Origin of the sequence: Actinoplanes sp. DH11 (genome assembly GCF_020873875.1) — a bacterium.
In the GTDB taxonomy this organism is placed as follows: domain Bacteria; phylum Actinomycetota; class Actinomycetes; order Mycobacteriales; family Micromonosporaceae; genus Actinoplanes.
Genome location: NZ_JAHWGU010000007.1, coordinates 48810 through 69998, shown reverse-complemented (window position 1 = coordinate 69998; position 21189 = coordinate 48810). Strand labels below are relative to the sequence as shown.

Here is a 21189-nt window from a genome sequence, read left to right as displayed (position 1 = left end):
TGTGACTGGGCCGGCCGCGATGCGCCGGGTGCGTGGGCCGGGTCAGGCGCCGTCGGTGAAGGTGGGCAGGATGGACGGCGGCATCGGGCCCTTGTTGCGGCGGCCCTGCCCGGTCTCCTCCCAGGCGTGGGCGAGGATGCCGACGCTGCGGCTCAGGACGAACAGCCCCCGGGCCAGTGGCGGCGGGAAGCCCAGCTCGGCGTAGACGACGGCGGTGCAGCCGTCGATGTTGATCGGCACGGGCCGGGTGCGGCCGGCCGCGAGAACCTGCTCGACGGCGTGGGCGGCGCGCAGGTAGGAGCCGTCGACGACGCCGTCGGCGACGGCCTGCCGCACCTGGGCGAGCAGCGGGTCGCGGCGGGGGTCCACGGTGTGGAACCGGTGCCCGAAGCCGGGCAGGTATTTCGAGCGGGCCCGCCAGGAGTCCACGGTCGCCGCCGCGGCCGCGGGGAGGTCGGTGCCGTCCTGGTGCAGGCGTCGTACGTCGTCCAGCAGTGCCATGCACTGTTCGCCGGCGCCGCCGTGCACGTCACCGAGCAGGTTGACGCCCGTCGCCACGGCGTTGTTGAGGCCGATGCCGCAGGTCGCGGCCATCCGGGCCACCGCGATGGACGGCGCGTGCGGGCCGTGGTCCACGGAGGAGACGAGGGCCGCTTCGAGCAGCCGCTCCTGGCCCGGTGTGGCGGTCTCGCCGCGCAGCATGAGCCAGATGATCCCGGGGAAGCTGATCGAGCCGATCAGGTCCTGGACCGGGTGCCCGCGCAGTTCGATGCGGTTGGGTTCGATGCGGGAGACGCTCGTCGCCCACCAGTCGGACACGTCCCGGACGGTCGGTTCGGGCCGGTCCTGGCTCATGGCGCCGTCACCTCGTCCGCAGTGGTCTTGAACTCGTCGTTGTGCTGGCCGAGCAGTGGTGGCGGTGTCCGGGGGCGCAGGGCCTCGCCGTTGACCAGCACCCCGTTGCCGGTCACCCGCAACGTCCGGTCCGGGTCGCCGGGAAACTCCAGGTCGGTGAGGAAGCCGCGGGCTTTCAGCTGGTCGAGTTCCATCGCCTGCGGGACGGTGAGTATGCGGGCCGCCGGCACGCCGGCTGCCGACAGGGTGCGTTCCCACTCGACGGCGCGCCGGCCGCGCAGCGCTGTGTTGATCTCGTCGTTGAGTGCCGCGCGGTGCTGTTTGCGCGCCTCCCGGTCGGCGAATCGCCTGTCGCCGATCAGGTCAGGGCGCTCGATGAGCCGGCAGAGAGTCTCGAACTGTTCCTGCCGGTTGGCGGCGATGTTGAGCGGTCCGTCGGCGGCGTGGAAGGTGCCCGAGGGCGCGGCGGTGGCGTTCTGGTCGCCCATCGGCTCCGGCGGGACGCCGCTGACCAGGAAGTTCGATGCGGCCCATCCCATCGCGGACAGCGAGGTCTCCAGCATGGAGACGTCCAGGCACACGCCGGTGCCGGTCCTCGACCGCCCGGCCAGTGCCGCCGCGATCGTCATGGCGGCGACCAGACCGCCGATGGTGTCGGAGACCGGGAATCCGACCCGCAGGGGGGCGGTCTCCGGTGTGCCGGTGACGCTCATCATCCCGGACAGGCCTTGAATGATCTGGTCGTACGCGGGCGCCTCGCGCATCGGCCCGGTCTGCCCGAAACCGGAGATGGCGCAGTACACCAGGCGCGGGTTGATCCGGTGCAGCACTTCCCAGCCGTATCCGATCCGGCTCAGGACACCGGCCCGGAAGTTCTCCAGCAGGACATCGGCGTCGTCGAGCAGCGTCTCGAAGGTCGCGCGGTCGGCGGTGTCCTTGAGGTCGAGTTCGACGGACTTCTTCCCCGCGTTCTGGGCGAGGAAGGAGGCGCCGACGGCCGCCCGGTTCAGCCCTGGCTCCGGACCCAGCCTGCGGGCCAGATCGCCGTCACCGGGCCTTTCGATCTTGACGACCTCCGCGCCGAGAAGCATCAGGTGATAGCTGCAGTACGGGCCGGCCAGGACATTTGTCAGGTCCAGCACCCGGACGCCGTGCAACGGTCGGTCGTCATCCATGAGACGTGCCCCTCGGTCGTCATCGGGCGAGCAGCCCGGCATGGCGGTCAGGCGGCGGATCAGTGCGTTTTTCACTTCCCCGAAACAACCGCGGAGCCAGCCATTGCCAGGGGTCTCCGCGGCCCGTACGTTACACCTAGTCCACAGAGTGGTCCATATGAACTACCAGGCGGATTGACCACCATGCTCGGAGGGGTGCCGATGACTGACAGTCCTGGCCGTGCCGTCCCGGAGGACGCGTCGACAGCGGTCGGATGCCTGATCGCCGGCGAGTGGGTGAGCGACGGGCGGCAGGCGGACCGCGTCGGCCCGTGGACCCGGTCCGTCGTCAGCACCGCCCGGCAGGCCGACGAGCGCGACGTCGAGACCGCGCTGGGCTATGCGCGCCGAGGCGCCAAGGCGGTCGCCCGGATGTCGCCCGCGGCCCGCGCCGGCGTGCTGGAACGTGCCGCCGCCGAGGCGCTGGCCCGCCGCGACGAGCTGGCCCGGCTGCTCGCGCTGGAACTGGGCAAGCCGGTCAAGGACGGCCGCGGTGAGATCGACCGGGTCGCCGACACCTTCGCGGTCTCCGCCGCCGAGGCCCGCCGTGTCGGCGGGGAGGTCCTGCCGGTCGCGGGCTGGGCCCGCGGCGTCGGCAACACCGCCCTCACCTACCGCGCCCCGGTCGGTGTCGCTCTCGCGATCACCCCGTTCAACGCGCCGGCCAACCTGCTCGCCCACAAACTCGCCGCGTCGTTCGCGGCCGGCAACACGACGATCGTGAAACCGCCGCCGCAGGCTCCGGCGTCGTCCGCGGCGGTGGTGCGGCTGCTGCTCGACGCCGGGATGCCGCCGGAGGCAGTCCAGGTCCTGCACGGTGGCGGCCCGGTCGGCGCGGCGCTGAGCGCCGCACCCGAGGTCGGCGTCATCAGCTTCACCGGCAGCCCCGGGACCGGTGCGGCGGTGGCCCGCGCGGCCGGAGCCAAACGCCTGGTGCTGGAGCTCGGCGGCAACGCCGCCACCATCGTCTGCGAGGACGCCGACATCGCCGCCGCCGCCCGCATCTGCGCCGCCACCGGTTACAGCAACTCCGGGCAGAGCTGCATCTCGGTGCAGCGCGTCTACGTGCACCGCAGCCGCTACCAGGAGTTCCTCGACGCGTTCACCCTCGCGGTCGAGAAACTGAACGTCGGCGACCCCCTCGACGCGGCCACCGACGTCGGCTCGATGGTCGACGACGACGCGGCCGAACGTGTCGTCTCGTGGGCGCACGAGGCGGCGGACGCCGGCGCGACCATCACCACCGGCGGCCGCCGCGACGGCGCCACCGTCATCCCGACGGTCGTCGCCTCCCCGCCGCCGGACGCCCGTCTCGTCCGCGAGGAGGTGTTCGGCGCCGCCGTCGCGGTCCGGCCCTTCGACGACTTCGACGACGTGCTGACCACGTGCAACGACAGCCGCTACGGCTTGCAGGCCGGGCTGTTCACGCACGACATGCGCCGCATCGTCACCGCCTGGCGCGAGCTCGAGGTGGGCGGGCTGATCGTGAACGGGTCCTCGAACTACCGGCTCGACCACGTCCCGTTCGGCGGGGTCAAGGACTCCGGATTCGGCCGCGAAGCCCCGCGCTGGATGATCGACGATTACACCGTCGTCAAGACCTTGATGCTGCGCGGCATCTCCCTCTTCGGCGACCAGGAGGACGCCCGATGACCGTCGGATCGGACGAGAAGACCGTGACCGCCGCCGAGGCGATGGTCAGCCAGCTCGAGTCGTACGGTGTCGAGTACATCTTCGGCACCTGTGGGCACACCAACATCGCGCTGCTCGACGCGATCCGGCGCAGCAGCATCCGGTTCGTCATCGCCCGCCACGAGCAGGCCGCCGCGCACGCCGCCGACGGGTACGCCCGGGCCAGCGGCCGCACCGGCGTGGTGCTCATGCATGTCGGTCCGGGCCTGACCAACGGGGTCACCGGGGTACTCACCGCGGCCCTCGACTCGGTGCCGCTGGTGGCCATCGCCGGCGACATCCCGTCCTACTACCACGGCCGGCACCCGCATCAGGAGGTGAACCTGCACGCCGACGCCGACCAGACCGCCATCTACCGGCCGTTCGTCAAGCGCGCCTGGCAGGTGCACCGGGCCGCCGACCTGGCCCGGTTCACCGAACGCGCCTTCTGGACCGCGGCGTCCGGGCGGCCGGGGGCGGTGCTGCTCAGCGTGCCGATGGACCACTTCTCCCGTCCCGTGCCCGCCGAGACCGGCAGCGCGTACCCGCTGGCCGTACCGCAACGCCCCGGTCTGCCCGCCGACGTCGCGGACCGCATCGCCGAGACGCTGCTCGCCGCCCGCAAACCCCTCGTCTACCTCGGCGGCGGACTGCGCCGCGGCACCGGCCTGGACGCGTTGCGGTCGTTGGTCGAGCACCTCGACATCCCGGTGGTCCACTCGCTGATGGCCAAGGGCACCCTGCCGGACAGTCACCCCCTGCTGCTCGGCATGCCGGGTTTCTGGGGTCTGGAGCTGACGAACGCGTACACCCGCGAGGCCGACGTGGTCCTCGCCCTGGCCACCCGCTTCGCCGAGACCGACGCCAGCTCCTGGGACTCGCGCTACACCTGGCAGTTCCCGCCCGGCAAGCTGATCCAGATCGACATCGACCCCGCCGAGATCGGCCGCAACTACCCGGTCGACCTCGGCGCGGTCGCCGACATCACCCACGCCGTCCAGGCGATCGACACCGCCGTGCGCGCCCGGCACCCGCAGCCCCGGCATTCCCCGGAGCTGCGCGAGACCATCACCGCCACCCGTCGCACCCTGTTCACCGACAGCCGCGAACGGGGCACCAGTGACAATTTCCCGCTGCGCCCGGAACGCATCCTCACCGACCTGCGGGCGATCCTGCCCACCGACGCGGTCCTGGTCACCGACGTGGGCTGGAACAAGAACGGTGTCGCGCAGTGCTACGAACTGCCGGACGAGGGGCGGTTCATCACGCCGGGTGGCGCCTCGACGATGGGCTTCGGCCCGGCGGCGGCCGTCGGTGTCCAGATCGCCCAGCCCGACCGTACCGTGGTCGCCCTGATCGGCGACGGCGGCATGAGCGCCCAGCTCCCGGCCCTGCCGATGGCCGTCGAGCAGGGTGCCCCGGTCATCTTCGTGGTGATGAACAACGGGTCCCACGGCACCATCAGCGACCTGCAGGCCGCCAACTTCGGGCAGAGCTACGGCTGCGACTTCACCGGTCCGGACGGCGAACCGTACAGCCCGGACTTCGCCGCACTGGGCCGGGCCTGCGGCGCCGACGGCTATGCCCTGTCCAGCGCCGGCGACTTCGGCGACGCCCTGCGTGCCGCCCTCGCCGCGCGCCGACCGGCGGTCATCGACGTGCCGATGGTCAACGAACCGGTGCCGACGCCGGGGCACTGGAACATCAAGGACATCTACCAGGGCATCTTCGAGTGACCCCCGAGGCGCCGGCTCCCGTCGCCGGCGCCGGAAGGCGAGGCCGTCCGTGGCGGAGCGGTTGTTCATCCTCAACGGTCCCAATCTCAACATGCTCGGCCGGCGCGAACCGCAGCTGTACGGCCGGGTGACGCTGCCCGCCATCGAGAAGCGATGCCGGGTGCTCGCCGAGGAACTCGGCTTCGACCTGTTCTTCGCCCAGTCCAACGCCGAAGGCCAGCTCGTCGACTGGGTTCACCGGGCCTACGACGAAGGGGCCGCGGTCGTCGTCAACCCGGCCGGCCTGTCCACCCGCTCCGTCGCCCTCTACGACGCGTTGCGGATGCTCGACAGGCCGGTCGTCGAGGTGCACCTCACCAACGTGTTCGCCCGGGAACCGCTCTACCGTGACCTGCTGACCGCGGCCGCCGCGTGGGGTTTCCTGGCGGGCTTCGGCGCGGAGGTCTACGAGATCGCGATGCGCGGGCTCGCCACCCACCTCGCCGCGGGTGGCCGGCCGTGCGGATAGGGATCGCCGGCTGCGGCCGGATCGCGCGGAACCACGTGACCGCCCTGCGCGGTGTCGAGGGCGTCCAGGTGGCCGCGGTGGCCGACGTCGACATCGGACGGGCCCGGGCGTTCGCGGCCGAACACGGCGTCGACCGGTTCTTCGGTGACCTGGACCGGATGCTCGCGAGCGGCCTCGACGCGGTCACGATCTGCACCCCGCACGCCGAACACGAGGCCGGGGTGCTCGCCGCGGCCCGGCACGGCACCCACGTGCTCTGCGAGAAACCGATAGCGCTGCGGGTCGAGCAGGGCGAGCGGATGATCGCCGCCACCGCTGCCGCCGGGGTGCGGTTCGGGGTCCTGTTCCAGCGCCGGTTCTGGCCGGCGGCGGCGCGCATCCGGGCGGCGATCGACGACGGGCGACTCGGCCCGCCGATCTGCGGTGGCGTCGTGGCCCGCCTCAACCGGGGAACTGACTACTACCGGGCCGAGCCGTGGCGCGGTCGCCGGGCGACGGAGGGTGGCGGGGTCCTGATGACCCAGGTGATCCACCACATCGACCTGCTCCAGTGGTTCATGGGCCCGGCGAGGCGGGTGACCGGCCGGTGCGCCACCCTCGCCCGGCAGGACGTCATCGAGGTGGAGGACACCGCTGCCGCGATCGTCGAGTTCGCCTCCGGTGCGGTCGCCACGGTCCAGGCCGGCACCACGTTCCAGCCCGGCCTCGGCGCGCAGGTGTGGGTGAGCGACGCCCGCGGCCGGACGGCGAGCGTGATGGAGTTCCCCGAGGGGGTCGGCTTCACCGACCTGTGGACCCTGCCCGGTGAGGAGACGTTCAGCGAGGCGTACGCCGCCGGCGGGACCTTCGACATCGGGCTGGCGGAGATCCACGACCACCTCGCGCCGTACCACGCCCAGCAGATCGCCGACTTCGTCGCGGCGCTGCGCGAGGACCGGGAACCGGCGGTGACCGGTCGCGACGCGCTGCGATCGCTGGCGATCGTGGAGGCGGTCTACGCGTCGTCGCGCACCGGTGCGGCCGTGGAGCTGGCATCGTGACGGGGGACGGGTCAGCCGCCGCTGCCGAAGGGGCTGTCGAACCCCCGGTCGGCCATCTGCGAGGCCATCTGCCGCAGGTCGGCGGCGAACGCGGCGACCTGGTCGGGGGTGAAGCGGACGGTGGGCCCGCTCAGCGCCAGCGCGGCCACGACACTGCCGGACCGGCCAAGAATGGGAACGGCCACGGCGGACAGCCCGGCCTCGCGCTCACCGTGGCTCTCGCCGTACCCCTTGGTGGCCGTCTCGTCGATCCACTCGCGCATCGTCGCCGCGTGCTCCGGGCCGTGCGGCGACTGCTTGGCGATGCGCTCCAGAAGCCCATCGGCGGCGTCGCGCAACAGGACCTTCGAGGAGGCGCCCGCCCACATCGGCAGCTCGTCGCCGACCTGGACGACGTGCCGCAGCGGCTGCGGACTCTCCTGCTGGGCGACGCAGACCCGGTAGATGTCGCGGACCACGTACATGTTCACGGTCTCGCGCCGGCGCGCGGCCAGCTCACGCATCTCGCGCTGCGTCTCGGGCGGCAGCTCCCAGCTGCGCCGGGCCAGATGCGCCCACCGCCAGAGGCCCGGTCCCGCCATGTACCCGTTGCCGGTGGCCCAGAGCAGGCCGCTCTGCTCCAGGGTCGACACCAGCCGCAGCACCGTGGTCTTGGCCAGGCCGGTCTCCTCCACGATGGTGCGGACGGAGACGGTGGGCCGGTCATCGGTCAGCAGGCCGAGGATGCCCAGCGCCCGCTGGACGCTTCGCACCCCCTGCTGATCGACGGCCTCCGCCGCGGACGGCTTGGCCGCGGAATTGCGGGTGGGGGGCGCGTCCACGGTTGTGCACTCTCCTCGGGTCCCGGGAATGGTCCGCCGACCATCCTTCCTGCCTCGCCACCATTCTCGCTCGCGGGGCTCGCCTTTCACCTGTGCGTAACGGTCCGGGCTCGATCCCTTGCCAGGAGCGGGGGCCGCCCGTACTTTACAGCTAGTCCGCACAGTGGTCTATCAGGTCCGGCTGGCGGATAGTCGTAGAGCGTCGAGATCGCACATCCCGTGGCACCTCGTGTCGCGACAGACATCCACCTGAGAGCGAGGGCGCATTGTTGACCACCCGTCCCGAGCCGGATCGGCAGTGGCGTGAGCCGAGAGTCCTGCGCGTCTGGGCGGCGGGCGAGCTGTGGATCGCCTGCCTCGCGCTGACGACGATCTTCGTCAGCGTGCTCTGGCAAGTGATCAGCCGGTACGTGCCGGCGCTCAACTGGCCCGGCGTCAGTGAGCTCGCCAACTATTCGCTGATCGTGCTGACCTTCATCATGGTGGGCTACCTGATCGGCAACAACGGCCACATCACCATCCAGGTCATCGACTACCTGGTCAAAGGGCGGGCCTTCGTCGTGGTCAAAGCCGTGTCCGCCGCGGTGACCGGCCTGATCTGCGCGGTGCTCGTCTGGGAGGCCTGGAAGCTGATCCAGGCCTACCCCACGCGGACGACCGCCGCACTGGGCATCCCGATCTGGACGCTCTACGCAATCCCGATGCTCGGCTTCGCCTCCGGCACCGTGCGGGCCTTCGTGCGGGTCTTCACCGCCAACCGTGACGACGTGCCTTTCGACGCGGCGGAGGCGAGATGATCCTCGAACTGTGGATGGTCGGCGCGATCATCGCTCTGCTGCTGTTCATCCGGGTGCCGGTCGGCCTCGCCTTCATCGGCCCCAGCCTGTGGTACGCGCTCGCCGACGGCCGCTCCGCAGGTTTCGCCCTGAAGACCACCTTCGACGGTCTCAACAGCTTCCCGCTGCTGGCCGTCCCCCTGTTCATCCTGGTCGGCGTGCTGGCGAACCGGCTCGGCATCGCCGACCGGCTCTACGAGTTCTGCCTCGCCGCTCTCGGTCGGCTGCGCGGCAACCTGGCGTACGTCAACGTCGGTTCCGCGGTCGGTTTCTCCTGGATGAGCGGCTCCGCGCTCGCCGACGTGGCCGGCCTGGGCAAGATGCAGATCCCGGCGATGGTCAAAGCCGGCTATCCCGCCGGATTCGCTGCCGGGCTCACCGCCTCGTCGTCGCTCATCAGCCCGGTGATGCCGCCGAGCATCCCCGCGGTCATCTACGCCGCGACCGCGACCGTGTCCACCGGTGCCCTGTTCGCCGCGTCCGTCCTTCCGGCGTTCGCCATGGCTGCCGGCCTGTGCGTCTACATCCTGCTCTGGACGATGCGACGGCCGCAGTTCGGCTCGGTGCCGTTCGACCGCGGCCGGTTCACCCGTGCCGCAGTGGGCGCCGTCGGCCCGTTGCTGACGCCGGTGATCCTGCTGGGTGGCATCCTGTCCGGCACCTTCACACCCACCGAGGCGGCCGCCGTCGCGGTTCTCTACATGCTCGTGCTCGGCCTGATCTATCGTTCCGCGACACCGCGGCTGCTGCTGCAGGCACTGCGTGAGACCGCGGTCATCACCGCCGGCATCACCCTGATCCTCGGTGCGGCCGCGCTGCTGGGCCTGATCCTCACCCGGGCCCACGTCTCCCGGAACATCGCCGAGTACCTCACGGCCGTCACGGAGAGCCCGTGGGTCTTCATGATCCTGGTCAACATCATCCTGCTGATCCTCGGCGCACTGATCGACGCCACCGCGATCATCCTAGTGACGGTGCCGGTCTTGCTGCCGATCGCCCTCGACCTCGGCGTCGATCCCATCTACTTCGGCGTCGTCATGATCATCAATCTGATGATCGGCCTGCTGACCCCACCCGTGGGAAGCGTCCTGTACATCACCAGCTCCGTCATCGGCAAACCGGTCGACGTCGTGTTCCGCGGCGTCGCCCCGTTCCTCATACCCCTGGTCGCCGTGCTGATCCTGGTCACCGCGCTGCCCGGCCTCGTGCTCTGGCTACCCGGCCTCCTCGGCTTCTGACCCACCGGCCCGCCATCCCACACCGGGAGGAGAAACGCCATGCACCAACGTCCCGCAGGGTGGCGCCGCATCACCGCGGCGCTCACCCTTCCGATAGCACTCGTTCTCGCCGCAGGGTGCTCCACCTCGAGCAACACCCCCGCCGCCGAAGGCGAGAACCCCACCCTGACCATCAAGATCGGCAGCTCTCAGCCGGAGAGCCAGCCGAACTACTACTGCGGCATGAAACTGCTCAAGGAACGGGTCGAGGCGCAGAACCTCGGCCTCACCATCGACATGTTCCCGAACAGCCAGCTCGGCCCGGACGCCGAACGCTACGCCGGCGTGCAGAGCGGCGACATCGACATCGACCTGCAGGGCGGCTCGGCGATGTCCACCGCCTTCCCGCAGATCGGCGTGCTCGACGCGGCCTACGCGTTCAACGACGTCGACCACTTCTTCAAGTGGGTCGACCAGAACGGCAAGGACTTCTTCACCGAGTTCAACACCGCGACCGGCACCACCATCGTCGACGCCTGGTACTTCGGGATGCGGACGTTCACCGCCACCGAGCCGATCCGCAAACCGGCGGATCTCGCCGGCAAGAAGATCCGCTTCCCGAACACGCCGCAGTTCCTCGCCAACGCCAAGGCGCTCGGTGCCGACGCCGTCGCGATCGCCGTCGAGGAGCTCTACCTGGCACTGCAGCAGGGCGTGGCCCAGGGCCAGGAGAACCCGGTCGTGGCCACCCACGCGCAGAAGTTCGACGAGATCCTCAAGGTCGCCAGCCTCACCAACCACCAGGTCGGCACCCACTACGTCGTGATGTCCGACAAGACCCTCGAGAAGATGAGCCAGCCGCAGAAGGACGCGCTCTTCAAGGCCGTCCACGACATCCGCGCCGAGAACCGCAAGTGCGTCGACGACGAGACCGAGAAGGTCCTCGACGGCTGGCGTGGCGACTCCACCCGCACCGTGGTGGAGATCGACCAGGTTGATCGGGAGGCGTTCATCAGCAAGGCGGAAGCGTACTTCAACACCCACTTCACCGGCGAGAACCTGGAGCTCTACAAGAGCATCCGCGCCTCGGCCTGACCGCGCGGAAAGGGGCCGGCGGACCGCCGGCCCCACCACCGCGGCGGATCAGAGCCGCTTGCGGTCCCGGGGGTTCCGGAACGCGGAGCGGCTGTAGTACCGGACGACGGTGCCGTCACGGTCGGCCTCACTGCTGTAGTGCTTGAGGAAGTCCCACAACAGCGGTGACTCCTCGGGCATGGTGTTGTGCGAGCGGTACAGGTTCTTGGACAACTTCAGGACCGGGGCCGCGGTGTCGCCGTCGCGCCACGTCCAGGTCTGGAAGCGGTCGTGCCAGCCGTGACGCCGGCCCGCGACGGTGTCCACGCCGGCGAGTGTCAGCCCGTTGGTACGCAGGTGGTACTGCGCCCAGCTGTCGAGCGAGTTCTGCGTGTCGTCCCAGAGGTCACCGGCGAGGAAGCCGAGGTCGCCGTACCCGTAGATCTGGTAGTTGGGGATCGGCCGGCCGCTGGCCGGGACCTGGACGCCGTCGATGGTCACTGTGCCGGCGGCGTCCGGTGCGGTGGTGAACGACGTCGAGGCCACCGCGGCGAAGTACTCCGGATAGGCGATCGCGAAGTTCTGGGTCACCGCGCTGCCGGCGGACTGCCCGGTGGAGTAGAACCTCGTCGGGTCGACCGCGAACTCGTCGGTGATCACCTCGCGCAGCTGCCGGTAGAAGGTGTGCGAGTCGCGGTGGCTGACCGACACGGAGGTGGCGCTGTACTGCTCACCGATGACCACGAGGACGCAGCCCTCGCGTTCCGCGACCGTCCACCACTGGGCGGCGTCGAAGAACACCTTGGCGGTCTGGCTGTTGCCGGGCCAGACGAACACGACCGGCGCCCGGTCGCCCCACAGGCGGCGGGCGGCGCGGGGGACGTGGACGAGGTACTCACGGACGAAGCCCGCCACCATCATGGTGCGCACCTGGACGCCCAGTCGCGCGTAGTCGGCACGCTGAAAGAGCTGGTTGCCGTAGGCGAAGAAGTTCTCGTACCGGGTGTACCGGGTCAGGAAGTCGACGATGCGACGGGTGTCCGTGGGGTGCTGCCGCACCGCCACCTGGGAGATCGGCCCGGCGTGGGAGGTCATCCACCGACGGGAGTCGCGGCGCTGGCGGTACACGGTGCCGAGAGTCGGGTCCTGCCGGGCGCGGCCTCCGGTGTCGTTGGCCCGCTTCCAGTAGGACAGGCTGGCGCCGATCGTGTGCCGGTCGGGGCGGATGTACCAGGTGGGCAGGACCGTCTCGTCGTACCTGATCAGGTCGAAGCCGTCGGGGAAGTCGACCGGGGTGTAGCTGCCCTCGGTCTCGCCGCCGAACTCTCGACCGGCGTAGGAGGCCAGATGGTCCGCACTCAGGCCCGGCGAGTCGACGTACACCTGGCTGATGACGCGCAAGGGGTGCGCGACCGCCCAGGCCTCCAGAGCCGCGGCGCCGGAGCCGTAGCCGGCGAGGTAGTGCAGGCCGAAGATGGAGAAGTACCTGTTGTTCTGGAAGAAGGCCATCGCGGCTTCGAGGTAGGCGAGCTCCTCCGTGGCGCCGCCCCAGCCGTCCGGGCCGGGTTCCAGGACGAACAGGCCCTCCGCGCGCCGGTCGGCGACGCCGGCCCAGTCGGCGCGCCGGAGGAACTCGCTCGTCGCGACGCCGTCGGGAACGGCGATCACCGTGTAGTAGGAGCGGATGGGTGTCTCGGCCGAGATGTACACCTTCGCCGTCCGGGTCGTCCCCGCGACGTCGAAGGACTTCGTCCAGTAACCGGTCATCTCGCGCGGCAGCTTGCTGGCACGGGACCAGTCGTAGGCAGGGAACGGACGCCCGTCCAGCGATTGCGGTTCGCCGAGCGGGCTCGCGGTCGTCCCGCCCGGGCGCGCACCGGCCGCCGGCCGGGTGGTGGCCTGGCCCGTCAGGGTCGCGGCCGCCGCGAGGGCGGCCGTTCCCCGGAGCAGGCGGCGTCGATCGATCGTACTCATGACGATGGTCCTTTCGCCGGTGCCGTGTGCTACTTGCGGACCCGCACCGTCGCCGTCGAGGTGAGCTGCTTCTGGCCCCCGTCGTGCCGGAAGTTGGCCACCAGCGTCAACGGCACCGCGTCACCCTGCGGGACGTTGTTGTCCAGGTCCGCCTTGTCGAACGTCACGATCAGCGTGCGGCCGATCGCCGTCGCCCGGGTGGCCTTGACGGGGGAGCGCGACAGTGGCGTCCGCAGCTCGACGTCACCGTCGAGCCGGTGTCCGGCCGGAAGGCTCAGGGTCGCCGTCACCACGCCGCGGACCCCGGTGAAGATCCCGGTCCGCGAGCCGAGGTCGAGGGTGGCGGGCACGAACCGCAACGCACCCGGCAGGTCCTGCGGCGCCGGATACACCTCGATCTTGCCGGTCGGCCGCGGGTCCGTGCAGTCGTTGAAGTAGTACTCACCGGCCCGGTCGAAGGTGAACTCGGAGCGCTCGCCCGGGTCGAGCCGGGGGTTGAAGAGCCCTTCGAAGAACTGGGTCGCGCAGTGCGGCAGCTGGTTCGGGAAGTTCGGGAAGGTCTCCGCTCCCGGGTTCAGGAACGTCACGGTGGTCCCGACCGACACCCGCAGGTGAGTCGGGTTCATGCCGGCCTGTGAGGTGCTGTCCCGCGCCGCGGCGGTGTCGGTCGTGCGGTCCGACCGGCCCAGATAGACGGTGTTGTTCACCGTCGCTCCGTCGACCGGGCCGCCCTGGACGGGACGGCGGATCGTCAGCGGAGCGGTGTCCGGCCCCTCCTGGCTGCCCGACCCGGTCGTGTAGGCGCCGCCGAGCTTGAACGCCCACAGCGAGTCGCCCTGTGTCACCGAGCCGCCGTACGGGTTCGTGGACCCGGCGGCGAGGACGGCGACGTACTGTTCGCCGTCGACCAGGTAGGTGATCGGAGCGCCGGCGATGCCGGACCCGGTCTGGAACTCCCACAGGACGTCACCGTCGCGGGCGTCCATCGCCAGGAGGCGGCCGTCGATCTGACCGGCGAACAGCAGATCGCTCGCGGTCGTCAACGGCCCCTGACCGTGCGACATGTCGGTGCCGAGGTGGTTGCGCCACCGGACGGCGCCGGTCGAGGCGTCGTAGGCGAGGAGGCCACCGGTCTGGTACTGGCCGATGGCGCGCTGGCCGTTGGCCGCGGCGCCGTTCCAGTGCGCCACCGGGTTGGTGCCGTACGGGAAATAGACCATGTTCGTGCGGTGACTGTAGGAGTTGTTCGACCAGTCGCCACCGCCGTTCTGGCTGGTGGTCGACAGGATCGGCAGGTTCCACTGCGGGTCGTACATGCAGCCGCGCCGGTGCGTCGCGGTGGAGCCCTGCGGGTACGTCAGGAACGGCTCGTCCGCCTTGACGTAGCTGTCCGGGTTGAAGACCAGGTTGCCGTCGGCGTCCGCCTGGTAGCCGTTGTAGTTGGGCACGGCCCGCCACGGGTCACCCGGGACGGTACGCGGGTCCAGTTTCTGCCAGACGACGCATTCGGGCAGCAGTCGTTTCGCCGGGAAGGGCTGGGTCGCGGCGTTGTGCTGCCGGGAGTCCACGATCATCGGTTTGTCGACGACCGGGAGCACGGGCTTGCCGGTTGTCCGGTCGAGCACGAACTGGTGTCCCGACTTGCTGCCGTAGAACACCACCTTGCGCTTCTGGCCCTTGACGGTGATGTCGGCCAGGGTCGGCGGGTGGACGTTGTCCATGTCCCACACGTCGTGCCGGATCGACTGGTAGTGCCACTTGTAGGCGCCGGTCTTCATGTCGACCGCGACCATGGTGGTGGAGAACAGGTTGTCACCCGGGCGCTGGGAGCCGTCCTGCGAGCTGCGGCAGCTGCGCGGGTTGCCGAAGGTCATGTAGTAGAAGCCGAGGGCGGGGTCGATCGCGCCGTGCATCCACGGCGTCGCGCCGCCCTCGAGGTTGCACTCGGTGCCGTCGGGAAGCACCGGTCCCCAGGTCGCACCGGCGTCGACGGAATTGCCGTTGACGTCGGTGTAGACGGTCCCGCGGTCCGGCCCGCCGAAGACGTGCCACAGGTAACCGCCGTCGCTGGCCCGGACCGCGACGACGGCCGCGCGGTTGCCGTTGGCGGCGTGGGCGTAGACAACGCCGTCGTGGTACACCGTCGCGACCCGGTCGAGGTTGCCCAGGTCGACGCCCGCCTGGACGGCCGGTTGCACGACCCAAACCTGCTCACCGGTGTTCTGGTCGAGGGCCACGATGCGGTCGCCGTCGGCGAGGGTGTAGACCTTGCCCTGACCGACGGAGACGCCGCGTCGCGTGTCAGCCGTCGCGAAGCCCTCCGGTGCCCACTTCCACTTGGGCGCACCGGTCCGGCCGTCGACGGCGATCACCTCACCGCGGGGTGTGTCGAGGTAGATGACCCCGTCGGCGACGATGGGCGTGGTCTGCTGGCCGACGTCGTCGCTGGCCGGCGCGACAGCCGAGACATGGGTGCGCCAGGCCGGGCCGAGTTTGTCGAGGTTGCGCCGGGAGATCTGCGTCAGGCCCGAGTAGTGCTGGTTCGCGAGGTTACCGCCGACGGTCGGCATGTCCGCCCCGGTCGGTTCCAGACCCGGCGGTTCCGCCCACTCGACGCCCTCCCGGGGGCCGTGCGCGACGGCCGCCGACGGCCCGACGACGGCCGACGGTCCGACAGCGACAACGGCGGCGAACAGGATCGGTGCGAGAGTTCCTGGTTTCATGAGTCGCCTCCCGTGACTACTTGCGCCGGGCCGGCGCGCAGAACGGCTCGAGGCCCATGGCGGACTTGATGCCGTGCTTCAGGTGTGCCTGGAACTCGGCCGCGCCGGGGAAGGCGGAGTTCGCCTGGAAGGCGGCCGCCTCGTGCCCGAGGGTGGTGACCCAGGACCGGCCGCCGTCGTAGTACTGGCACCAGGTGACCGGATGGAAGTCGCGGTGCCCGGGGTGCGAGCCTTCCCCGCCCGCGCCGTCGGCGAGCGTCCGCTCGTCCACGGTGGCGAGGAAGTTCACATCGGTCGGGAACGGGACGAGGTTGTACCACTCGTCGGAGAACGCCCAGCGGCGCGGCAGATCCTTGGTCGACACGTCCCGGTTGTTGACGACGACGACGTCACCGGGCTGGCTGCGGCCGTGGTTGTAGTAGTTGGCGTTGCCGAGCAGCCCCTCGTACCACTGCCAGCCGTACTCCGTGCCGAAGGCGTTGTGGACGCCGACGAAGCCGCCACCGCCCTGGATGTACTTGCGCAGCGACTCCCGGGCCCAGTCGAGGCGGGTGCCGCCGGTCGCTCCACGCGCGTGGTTCCACAGCGTGTCGCGGGTGGGACTCATGAAGATCACGGCCCGGTAGGAGGCGTTCAACCGCTCCATGGCCTGCACGTCCTCGGTGACGTGCACCTCGATGCCGTCGGCCTCCAGCATCCTGACCAGCCCGGCCTGCGCCACGTTGGAGCTGTCCAGGGGGCGCGGCCAGGCCGCCGGGTCGCTGTGGTCGTGCGTGATCACATACGGACGGGGGAGCCCCAGACCCTGGACACCCGCGTTGTCGGGGTCGAGGACCCGCCCGAGGTTGCCGTGCCGCGGGCCCGCGGTACGCGAGTACACCAGCACCTTGTTGTCGCGTTCGGTGCCCCAGTCGCTGTAGCACGCCGGATCCACGCCGCGGCACACGCCGTACACCGGGTCGATGCCGGACGGCTTGCCCGGCTGCCCTTTCGACGCGCTCGTGATCGCGAAAGCCGAGGCCGGCGCGAGGATCGCGAGCACCGCGAGGGGTACCACCGTCTTGAGCCAATGACTGTTCACGCTGGCACTCCCGGTCCGCGTAGTGGACTAATGGATCCGCTTGACAGACCATAGTGCGCGGTTAGTCTTCTCACAAGAGATCGAAGGGCGTCGCTGGTGGGGGCGTTCCTATGGCGCCATGTGGGGGACGTTGGCCGCCGTGGCCTGTCACACCGGCCGCCATCCGTCAGTCGACTGACGGATGGCAGAGCCGTGGCGCGGTCGCAGGCTGGGCCCATGCGAGAAACCACCCACGCCGGCGCCTGGGCACCGCTGCGCCGGCCGGTGTTCCGGACGATCTGGCTTGCCGCCTTCGTCGCGAACGTCGGTACCTGGATGCAGACGGTCGCCGGCCAGTGGCTGCTCGTCGAGCACCACAGCTCCAGCCTGCTGATCTCCCTGGTGCAGAGCGCGTCGAGCGTTCCCGTCCTGCTGCTGGTCATCCCGGCCGGCGTGGTCGCCGACTTCCTCGACCGCCGGCGGCTGCTGCTGGCGGTGCAGGGGGTGCAGACGGTCCTCGCCGGCCTGCTCGCGCTGCTGACCGCGGCCGGTCAGACCACTCCGCAGGTCCTGCTGCTGTTCACCTTCCTGCTCGGGTGCGGGGCGGCGGCGCAGCTTCCCGCGTACCAGGCGATGGTCTCCGACCTGCTGCCCCGCGCCGAGTTGCGGCAGGGCGCCGCGCTCAGCTCCCTGGGGGTCAATCTGGCCCGGGCGGTGGGCCCGGCGATCGCCGGGCTCCTTCTCGCACACCTCGGCATCGCCTGGCTCTTCGCGCTGAACGCGATCTCCTTCGCGCTGTTCGGTCTCGCGCTGCTGGCGGCTCCGGCGACCCGGCACACGGCGGGATCGGCGGTACGGCCGGCGTCGTGGTCCAGTCTGGAGGCCGGCGGCCGTTACGTCCGGCACGCTCCCGCGGTCCGCCGGATCCTGCTACGGCTGGTGCTGTTCGCCGTGCCCGCGAACGTCCTGTGGGCGCTGCTGGCGCCCCTGGCGGAACGCCGCCTCGGTCTCGGCGCCACCGGGTACGGGGTCCTGCTCGGCGCGGCGGGTGCCGGCGCGGTCGCCGGTGCCATCCTGCTGCCGATGCTGACCGGCCGGCTCTCCGCGTCGCGTCAGCTGACCATCGCGAGCCTCGGGTACGGGCTGGGCCTCATCGCCCTGGCGTTCACCCGCAACGCCGCCGTGGCCGTGGCGGTGCTGATTCCGGTGGGCGTGGCGTGGATCGCCGTGATCGCCGGCTTGAACGCGACCACCCAGGCCTTCCTGCCCGATTGGGTACGGGCCCGGGCGCTCGCGATCTACCAGATGGTGCTGTTCGGTGTCTTCGCCGGCAGCGCCGCCGCCTGGGGAGCGGTGGCGAGCTGGCTCGGCATCGACCGGGCCTTCGCCGTCGCCGGCCTGCTGCTGCTGGCGACGGCGGTGGCCGGCATGTGGCTGCCGCTGCGCCGCACCGACCTCGGTGACCGGACCGCGGTTCCCGTCGGTGTCCTGCCCGAAGCCACGTTCATCGGCCGGCCCGAGGACCCGATGGAGATCATCGTCCGGTACGACGTCCCGGCCGATCGCCGGGACGCCTTCCTCGACGCGATGACCGACCTGCGGACGAGCCGCCTGCGTACGGGCGCGACGCACTGGGCCCTGCTGCGCGACGCCGCCGACCCGAGCCGGATGATCGAGCAGTACCGGGTGCCGTCCCGGGCCGACTACCTGGACCAGAACGAGCACCGGCAGACCCCGTACGACCACGAGGTGCGGCACCGCGTCGAGGCACTGGCCGACGCCGTCTCGACAGAACCCCTGGTGGCGGTTCAGCAGTAGTAGACCCGGTAGTTGCCCCGGCCCTTGGTCCACTTCCAGCCGTCCGTCTCGCCGGGGTCCACCCAGATGCAGTCCGAGGTCTCGGCGGAGATTTTCGACCAGCTGTAGATCTGGAATCCGTAGGTGCCCGAATCACACTCATTCTTCCCGTAGTGGGTCTGCGTCCTGATCCCGACGGTGTGCCAGAACACGAGGCAGTCCTCGGCATCGCCGGCAGCCCGCGCGGGCGTCGGGAATCCCAGGACACCGAGCACGAGTGCACCGGCCGTGGCCACCGCGGCGGCCGCAACAGTCCGGCGCCGCATGGAAGAACTGGTCCGCATGGCTTCACATCCCCTCGTCGCTGAGTCCGGCTCGGTCGCCGGCCTCGCCCTCCATCACCCCGGCAGGGACCGGCAGGTTCACGGTCGGCGCCGGGTTCCCACCTGCGGGTGACCGAAAAGGTTCAGAGCGACGGCGGATCATCTGACCGTTGCGCTTCTCCGGCGAACCGCTGATCGGGGCCGGTCCCGACAACTACGCTCGGGACTGCGAACGCCTGGCCGAGATGAGGTTGCCGGCTGTCGCCCTTTCTTCACGGCGAGCGCGCCGAACCCTGTGCGGCGCGTTCTCCTTCGGCGCCCACGGACCGTCCGATCCGGTCCGCCGCCATTCCACCCGTATCCGAGCCGAGCGCTCGGCAGGAAGGACGTGGTTGTCATGCAGACGACCCGGGCAGTGCGGAGGAACCGAAAAGTAAGACTCGGTGCGACCGTGACGAGCATGGCACTGGCGACGCTTGCCGCGGTGGTCCTGGACATCTCACCGGCGGCCGCGGCCGCCACCACCGAGCTGGTCAGCATCAGCAGCGGCGGCGCCCAGAGCGACGACCTCAGCACGATGGACGTGCCCAACGGAGTGTCCACCGACAATGGCCGCTTCGTCGTCTTCGATTCCTACGCGACGAATCTGGTCGCCGGCGACACCAACGGCGAGCGGGACATATTCGTCCGCGATCGGCAGGCCGGCACCACCGAACGGGTAAGTGTCTCGTCCGGTGGCGTCCAGGGTGACGGCTCCTCGTTCCTCTCCGCGATCAGCGACAACGGGCGATATGTTGCCTTCGGTTCGGTGGCCGGCAATCTCGTGCCCGGTGACACCAACGGCGTTCAGGACGTGTTCGTGCGTGACCGGCAGGCCGGCACCACCGAGCGGGTGAGTCTCACCGCCGCCGGGGCGCAGCCCAACGAGGAGTCGGCTGTCCCCGCGATGTCCGATGACGGCAACCGGGTGGCGTTCCTGTCGGTGGCCACCGACATGGTGCCCGGCGACACCAACAGCTTCCTCGACGTGTTCGTGCGCGATCGGCAGGCCGGCACGACCGTACGGGTCAGCGTCTCCTCCGCGGCAGCGCAAGGCAACGGGGAGCCGTCGCTTCCGCACATCAGTGGCGCCGGCAACCACGTGTCGTTCGCCTCCACCGCCGACAACCTCGTGCCGGGCGACACCAACGGCGAGGCCGACCTCTTCGTCCATGACCTGCAGACCGCGACGACGCAGCGGGTCAGCGTCGCCACCGGCGGCGGCGAGGCCGACAGCGCCTCGAACAGCAGGTCCTCGATGAGCGACGACGGCCGCTTCGTCGGCTTCGAGTCGCAGGCCGCCAACCTCGTCGCCGCCGACACCAACGGCACCACCGACGCGTTCGTCCACGACCGTCAGAACGCGACGACCGAGCGGGTCAGCGTCTCCACCGGCGGCGTGCAGGGCGACGCCGAAACGGCTGCCCCGACGCTCAGCGACGACGGCCGCCTGGTCGCTTTCCCCTCGGTGGCCACCAACCTGGTCGTCTCGGACACCAACGGCTTCGGTGACATCTTCGTGCGGGACCGGCAGGCGGCCACCACCGAACGCGTGAGCCTCTCCGACGGTGGCGCCCAAGGCAACAGTTACTCCGATCTCGCGTTCGTCAGCGGCGACGGCCGGCATGTGGCGTTCACGTCGGACGCGAGCAACCTGGTGGCGTCGGACACCAACGGCACCGGTGACGTCTTCGTGCGTGACCTGGACGCCGGCGAGGGGTGCACGATCACCGGCACCGGCGGCGACGACAGTCTCACCGGCACTGCGGGTGCTGATGTCATCTGTGGCCTGGGTGGCAACGACACCATCGACGGGGGTGGTGGTGACGACACCGTCAAGGGTGGGCCGGGGAGCGACACCCTCAGTGGTGGCGGTGGTGCCGACGCGGTCGACGGTGGTGGCGGTGCTGATCGTGTCGACGGTGGTGGCGGGGATGACGTCATCGCTGGTGGCGGTGGTGACGACATCATCGACGGCGGTGGTGGTCATGACTCGGTCGGTGGTGGTGACGGGGCGGATCGGGTGGACGGTGGTGGTGGGCACGACACGCTGGGTGGTGGGTCGGGCAACGACAGTCTGGACGGTCAGGGCGGTCACGACACGGTGACCGATCATGACGGTGCTGACACCGCGTTCGGGGACACCGGTAACGATCACCTCGATGTGCGCGACGGTGTCGGCGGGGACACCGCGAACGGCGGGTCGGGTACCGACAACTGCGCCACCGACAGCGGCGACATCGTCAGCAGCTGCTGAGCACCCACCGGCATCCGACTGTCACCGAAGCCGGGTGGTGCGCC

The 21189-nt window shown here is 70.4% G+C and carries 16 protein-coding genes; 9 read left to right on the top strand and 7 right to left on the bottom strand.

Translation table 11 applies throughout. From position 1 onward, the window contains the following. Positions 1 to 42 precede the first annotated feature (42 nt). Entirely contained in the window at positions 43 to 855 is an 813-nt protein-coding gene (locus LPA41_RS12245) for a citryl-CoA lyase (protein WP_229070248.1), read from the bottom strand. Further along, positions 852 to 2030, bottom strand: a complete 1179-nt coding sequence (locus LPA41_RS12240) for a CaiB/BaiF CoA-transferase family protein (RefSeq protein WP_229070247.1) — start codon at positions 2028 to 2030, stop codon at positions 852 to 854. Before LPA41_RS12240 ends, LPA41_RS12245 begins: the two co-directional genes overlap by 4 nt. Before the next feature lie 201 nt (positions 2031 to 2231). Here LPA41_RS12240 and LPA41_RS12235 point away from each other — a divergent pair, with 201 nt between their 5' ends. The 4 genes from LPA41_RS12235 to LPA41_RS12220 are packed head-to-tail and all read left to right on the top strand — an operon-like array spanning position 2232 to position 7024. Next, entirely contained in the window at positions 2232 to 3722 is a 1491-nt protein-coding gene (locus tag LPA41_RS12235) for an aldehyde dehydrogenase family protein (protein WP_229070246.1), read from the top strand. Then, positions 3719 to 5476, top strand: coding sequence for a thiamine pyrophosphate-binding protein (locus LPA41_RS12230; protein WP_229070245.1), 1758 nt, complete (start codon positions 3719 to 3721; stop codon positions 5474 to 5476). The genes LPA41_RS12235 and LPA41_RS12230 overlap by 4 nt, the downstream gene beginning before the upstream one ends. Positions 5477 to 5525: 49 nt before the next feature. Continuing rightward, complete coding sequence (locus LPA41_RS12225; RefSeq protein WP_229070244.1) at positions 5526 to 5984, top strand: type II 3-dehydroquinate dehydratase; 459 nt, start codon at positions 5526 to 5528, stop codon at positions 5982 to 5984. Continuing rightward, positions 5975 to 7024, top strand: a complete 1050-nt coding sequence (locus tag LPA41_RS12220) for a Gfo/Idh/MocA family protein (protein WP_229070243.1) — start codon at positions 5975 to 5977, stop codon at positions 7022 to 7024. The genes LPA41_RS12225 and LPA41_RS12220 overlap by 10 nt, the downstream gene beginning before the upstream one ends. Positions 7025 to 7035: 11 nt before the next feature. On the opposite strand, the gene LPA41_RS42950 is transcribed toward LPA41_RS12220, so the two are convergent. Next, positions 7036 to 7845 (bottom strand): IclR family transcriptional regulator, encoded by an 810-nt coding sequence (locus LPA41_RS42950; protein WP_229070242.1) that lies wholly within the window; start codon positions 7843 to 7845, stop codon positions 7036 to 7038. A 269-nt stretch (positions 7846 to 8114) separates the two neighbouring features. Here LPA41_RS42950 and LPA41_RS12210 point away from each other — a divergent pair, with 269 nt between their 5' ends. From LPA41_RS12210 to dctP, 3 genes are read left to right on the top strand one after another with little or no spacing between them, the layout of a single operon-like run. Then, entirely contained in the window at positions 8115 to 8642 is a 528-nt protein-coding gene (locus LPA41_RS12210; RefSeq protein WP_229070241.1) for a TRAP transporter small permease, read from the top strand. Next, entirely contained in the window at positions 8639 to 9919 is a 1281-nt protein-coding gene (locus LPA41_RS12205) for a TRAP transporter large permease (RefSeq protein WP_229070240.1), read from the top strand. The genes LPA41_RS12210 and LPA41_RS12205 overlap by 4 nt, the downstream gene beginning before the upstream one ends. 39 nt (positions 9920 to 9958) lie before the next feature. Then, positions 9959 to 10993 carry a TRAP transporter substrate-binding protein DctP gene (gene dctP, locus LPA41_RS12200; RefSeq protein ID WP_229070239.1) on the top strand — a complete coding sequence of 345 codons (1035 nt, stop codon included), beginning with the start codon at positions 9959 to 9961 and terminating at the stop codon, positions 10991 to 10993. Positions 10994 to 11041: 48 nt separating this feature from the next. On the opposite strand, the gene LPA41_RS12195 is transcribed toward dctP, so the two are convergent. The 3 genes from LPA41_RS12195 to LPA41_RS12185 are packed head-to-tail and all read right to left on the bottom strand — an operon-like array spanning position 11042 to position 16750. Further along, complete coding sequence (locus LPA41_RS12195) at positions 11042 to 12946, bottom strand: PHB depolymerase family esterase (RefSeq protein WP_229070238.1); 1905 nt, start codon at positions 12944 to 12946, stop codon at positions 11042 to 11044. A gap of 29 nt (positions 12947 to 12975) precedes the next feature. Continuing rightward, a complete protein-coding gene (locus LPA41_RS12190) occupies positions 12976 to 15669 on the bottom strand; it encodes a PQQ-binding-like beta-propeller repeat protein (protein WP_229070237.1) in 2694 nt (897 codons plus the stop codon). A 16-nt stretch (positions 15670 to 15685) separates the two neighbouring features. Next, complete coding sequence (locus LPA41_RS12185) at positions 15686 to 16750, bottom strand: ThuA domain-containing protein (protein WP_229070236.1); 1065 nt, start codon at positions 16748 to 16750, stop codon at positions 15686 to 15688. 216 nt (positions 16751 to 16966) lie between these two features. Between LPA41_RS12185 and LPA41_RS12180 the strand changes: the two genes are divergently transcribed. Further along, positions 16967 to 18547, top strand: coding sequence for an MFS transporter (locus LPA41_RS12180; RefSeq protein WP_229070235.1), 1581 nt, complete (start codon positions 16967 to 16969; stop codon positions 18545 to 18547). Here LPA41_RS12180 and LPA41_RS12175 read toward each other — a convergent pair. Beyond that, positions 18538 to 18870, bottom strand: coding sequence for a hypothetical protein (locus LPA41_RS12175; RefSeq protein WP_229070234.1), 333 nt, complete (start codon positions 18868 to 18870; stop codon positions 18538 to 18540). The genes LPA41_RS12180 and LPA41_RS12175 overlap by 10 nt on opposite strands. Positions 18871 to 19309: 439 nt before the next feature. Between LPA41_RS12175 and LPA41_RS41835 the strand changes: the two genes are divergently transcribed. After that, the gene (locus tag LPA41_RS41835; protein WP_255689627.1) at positions 19310 to 21145 is read left to right on the top strand and encodes a hypothetical protein; all 1836 of its coding nucleotides are present in this window, start codon (positions 19310 to 19312) and stop codon (positions 21143 to 21145) included. The last annotated feature ends 44 nt before the right edge of the window (positions 21146 to 21189 follow it).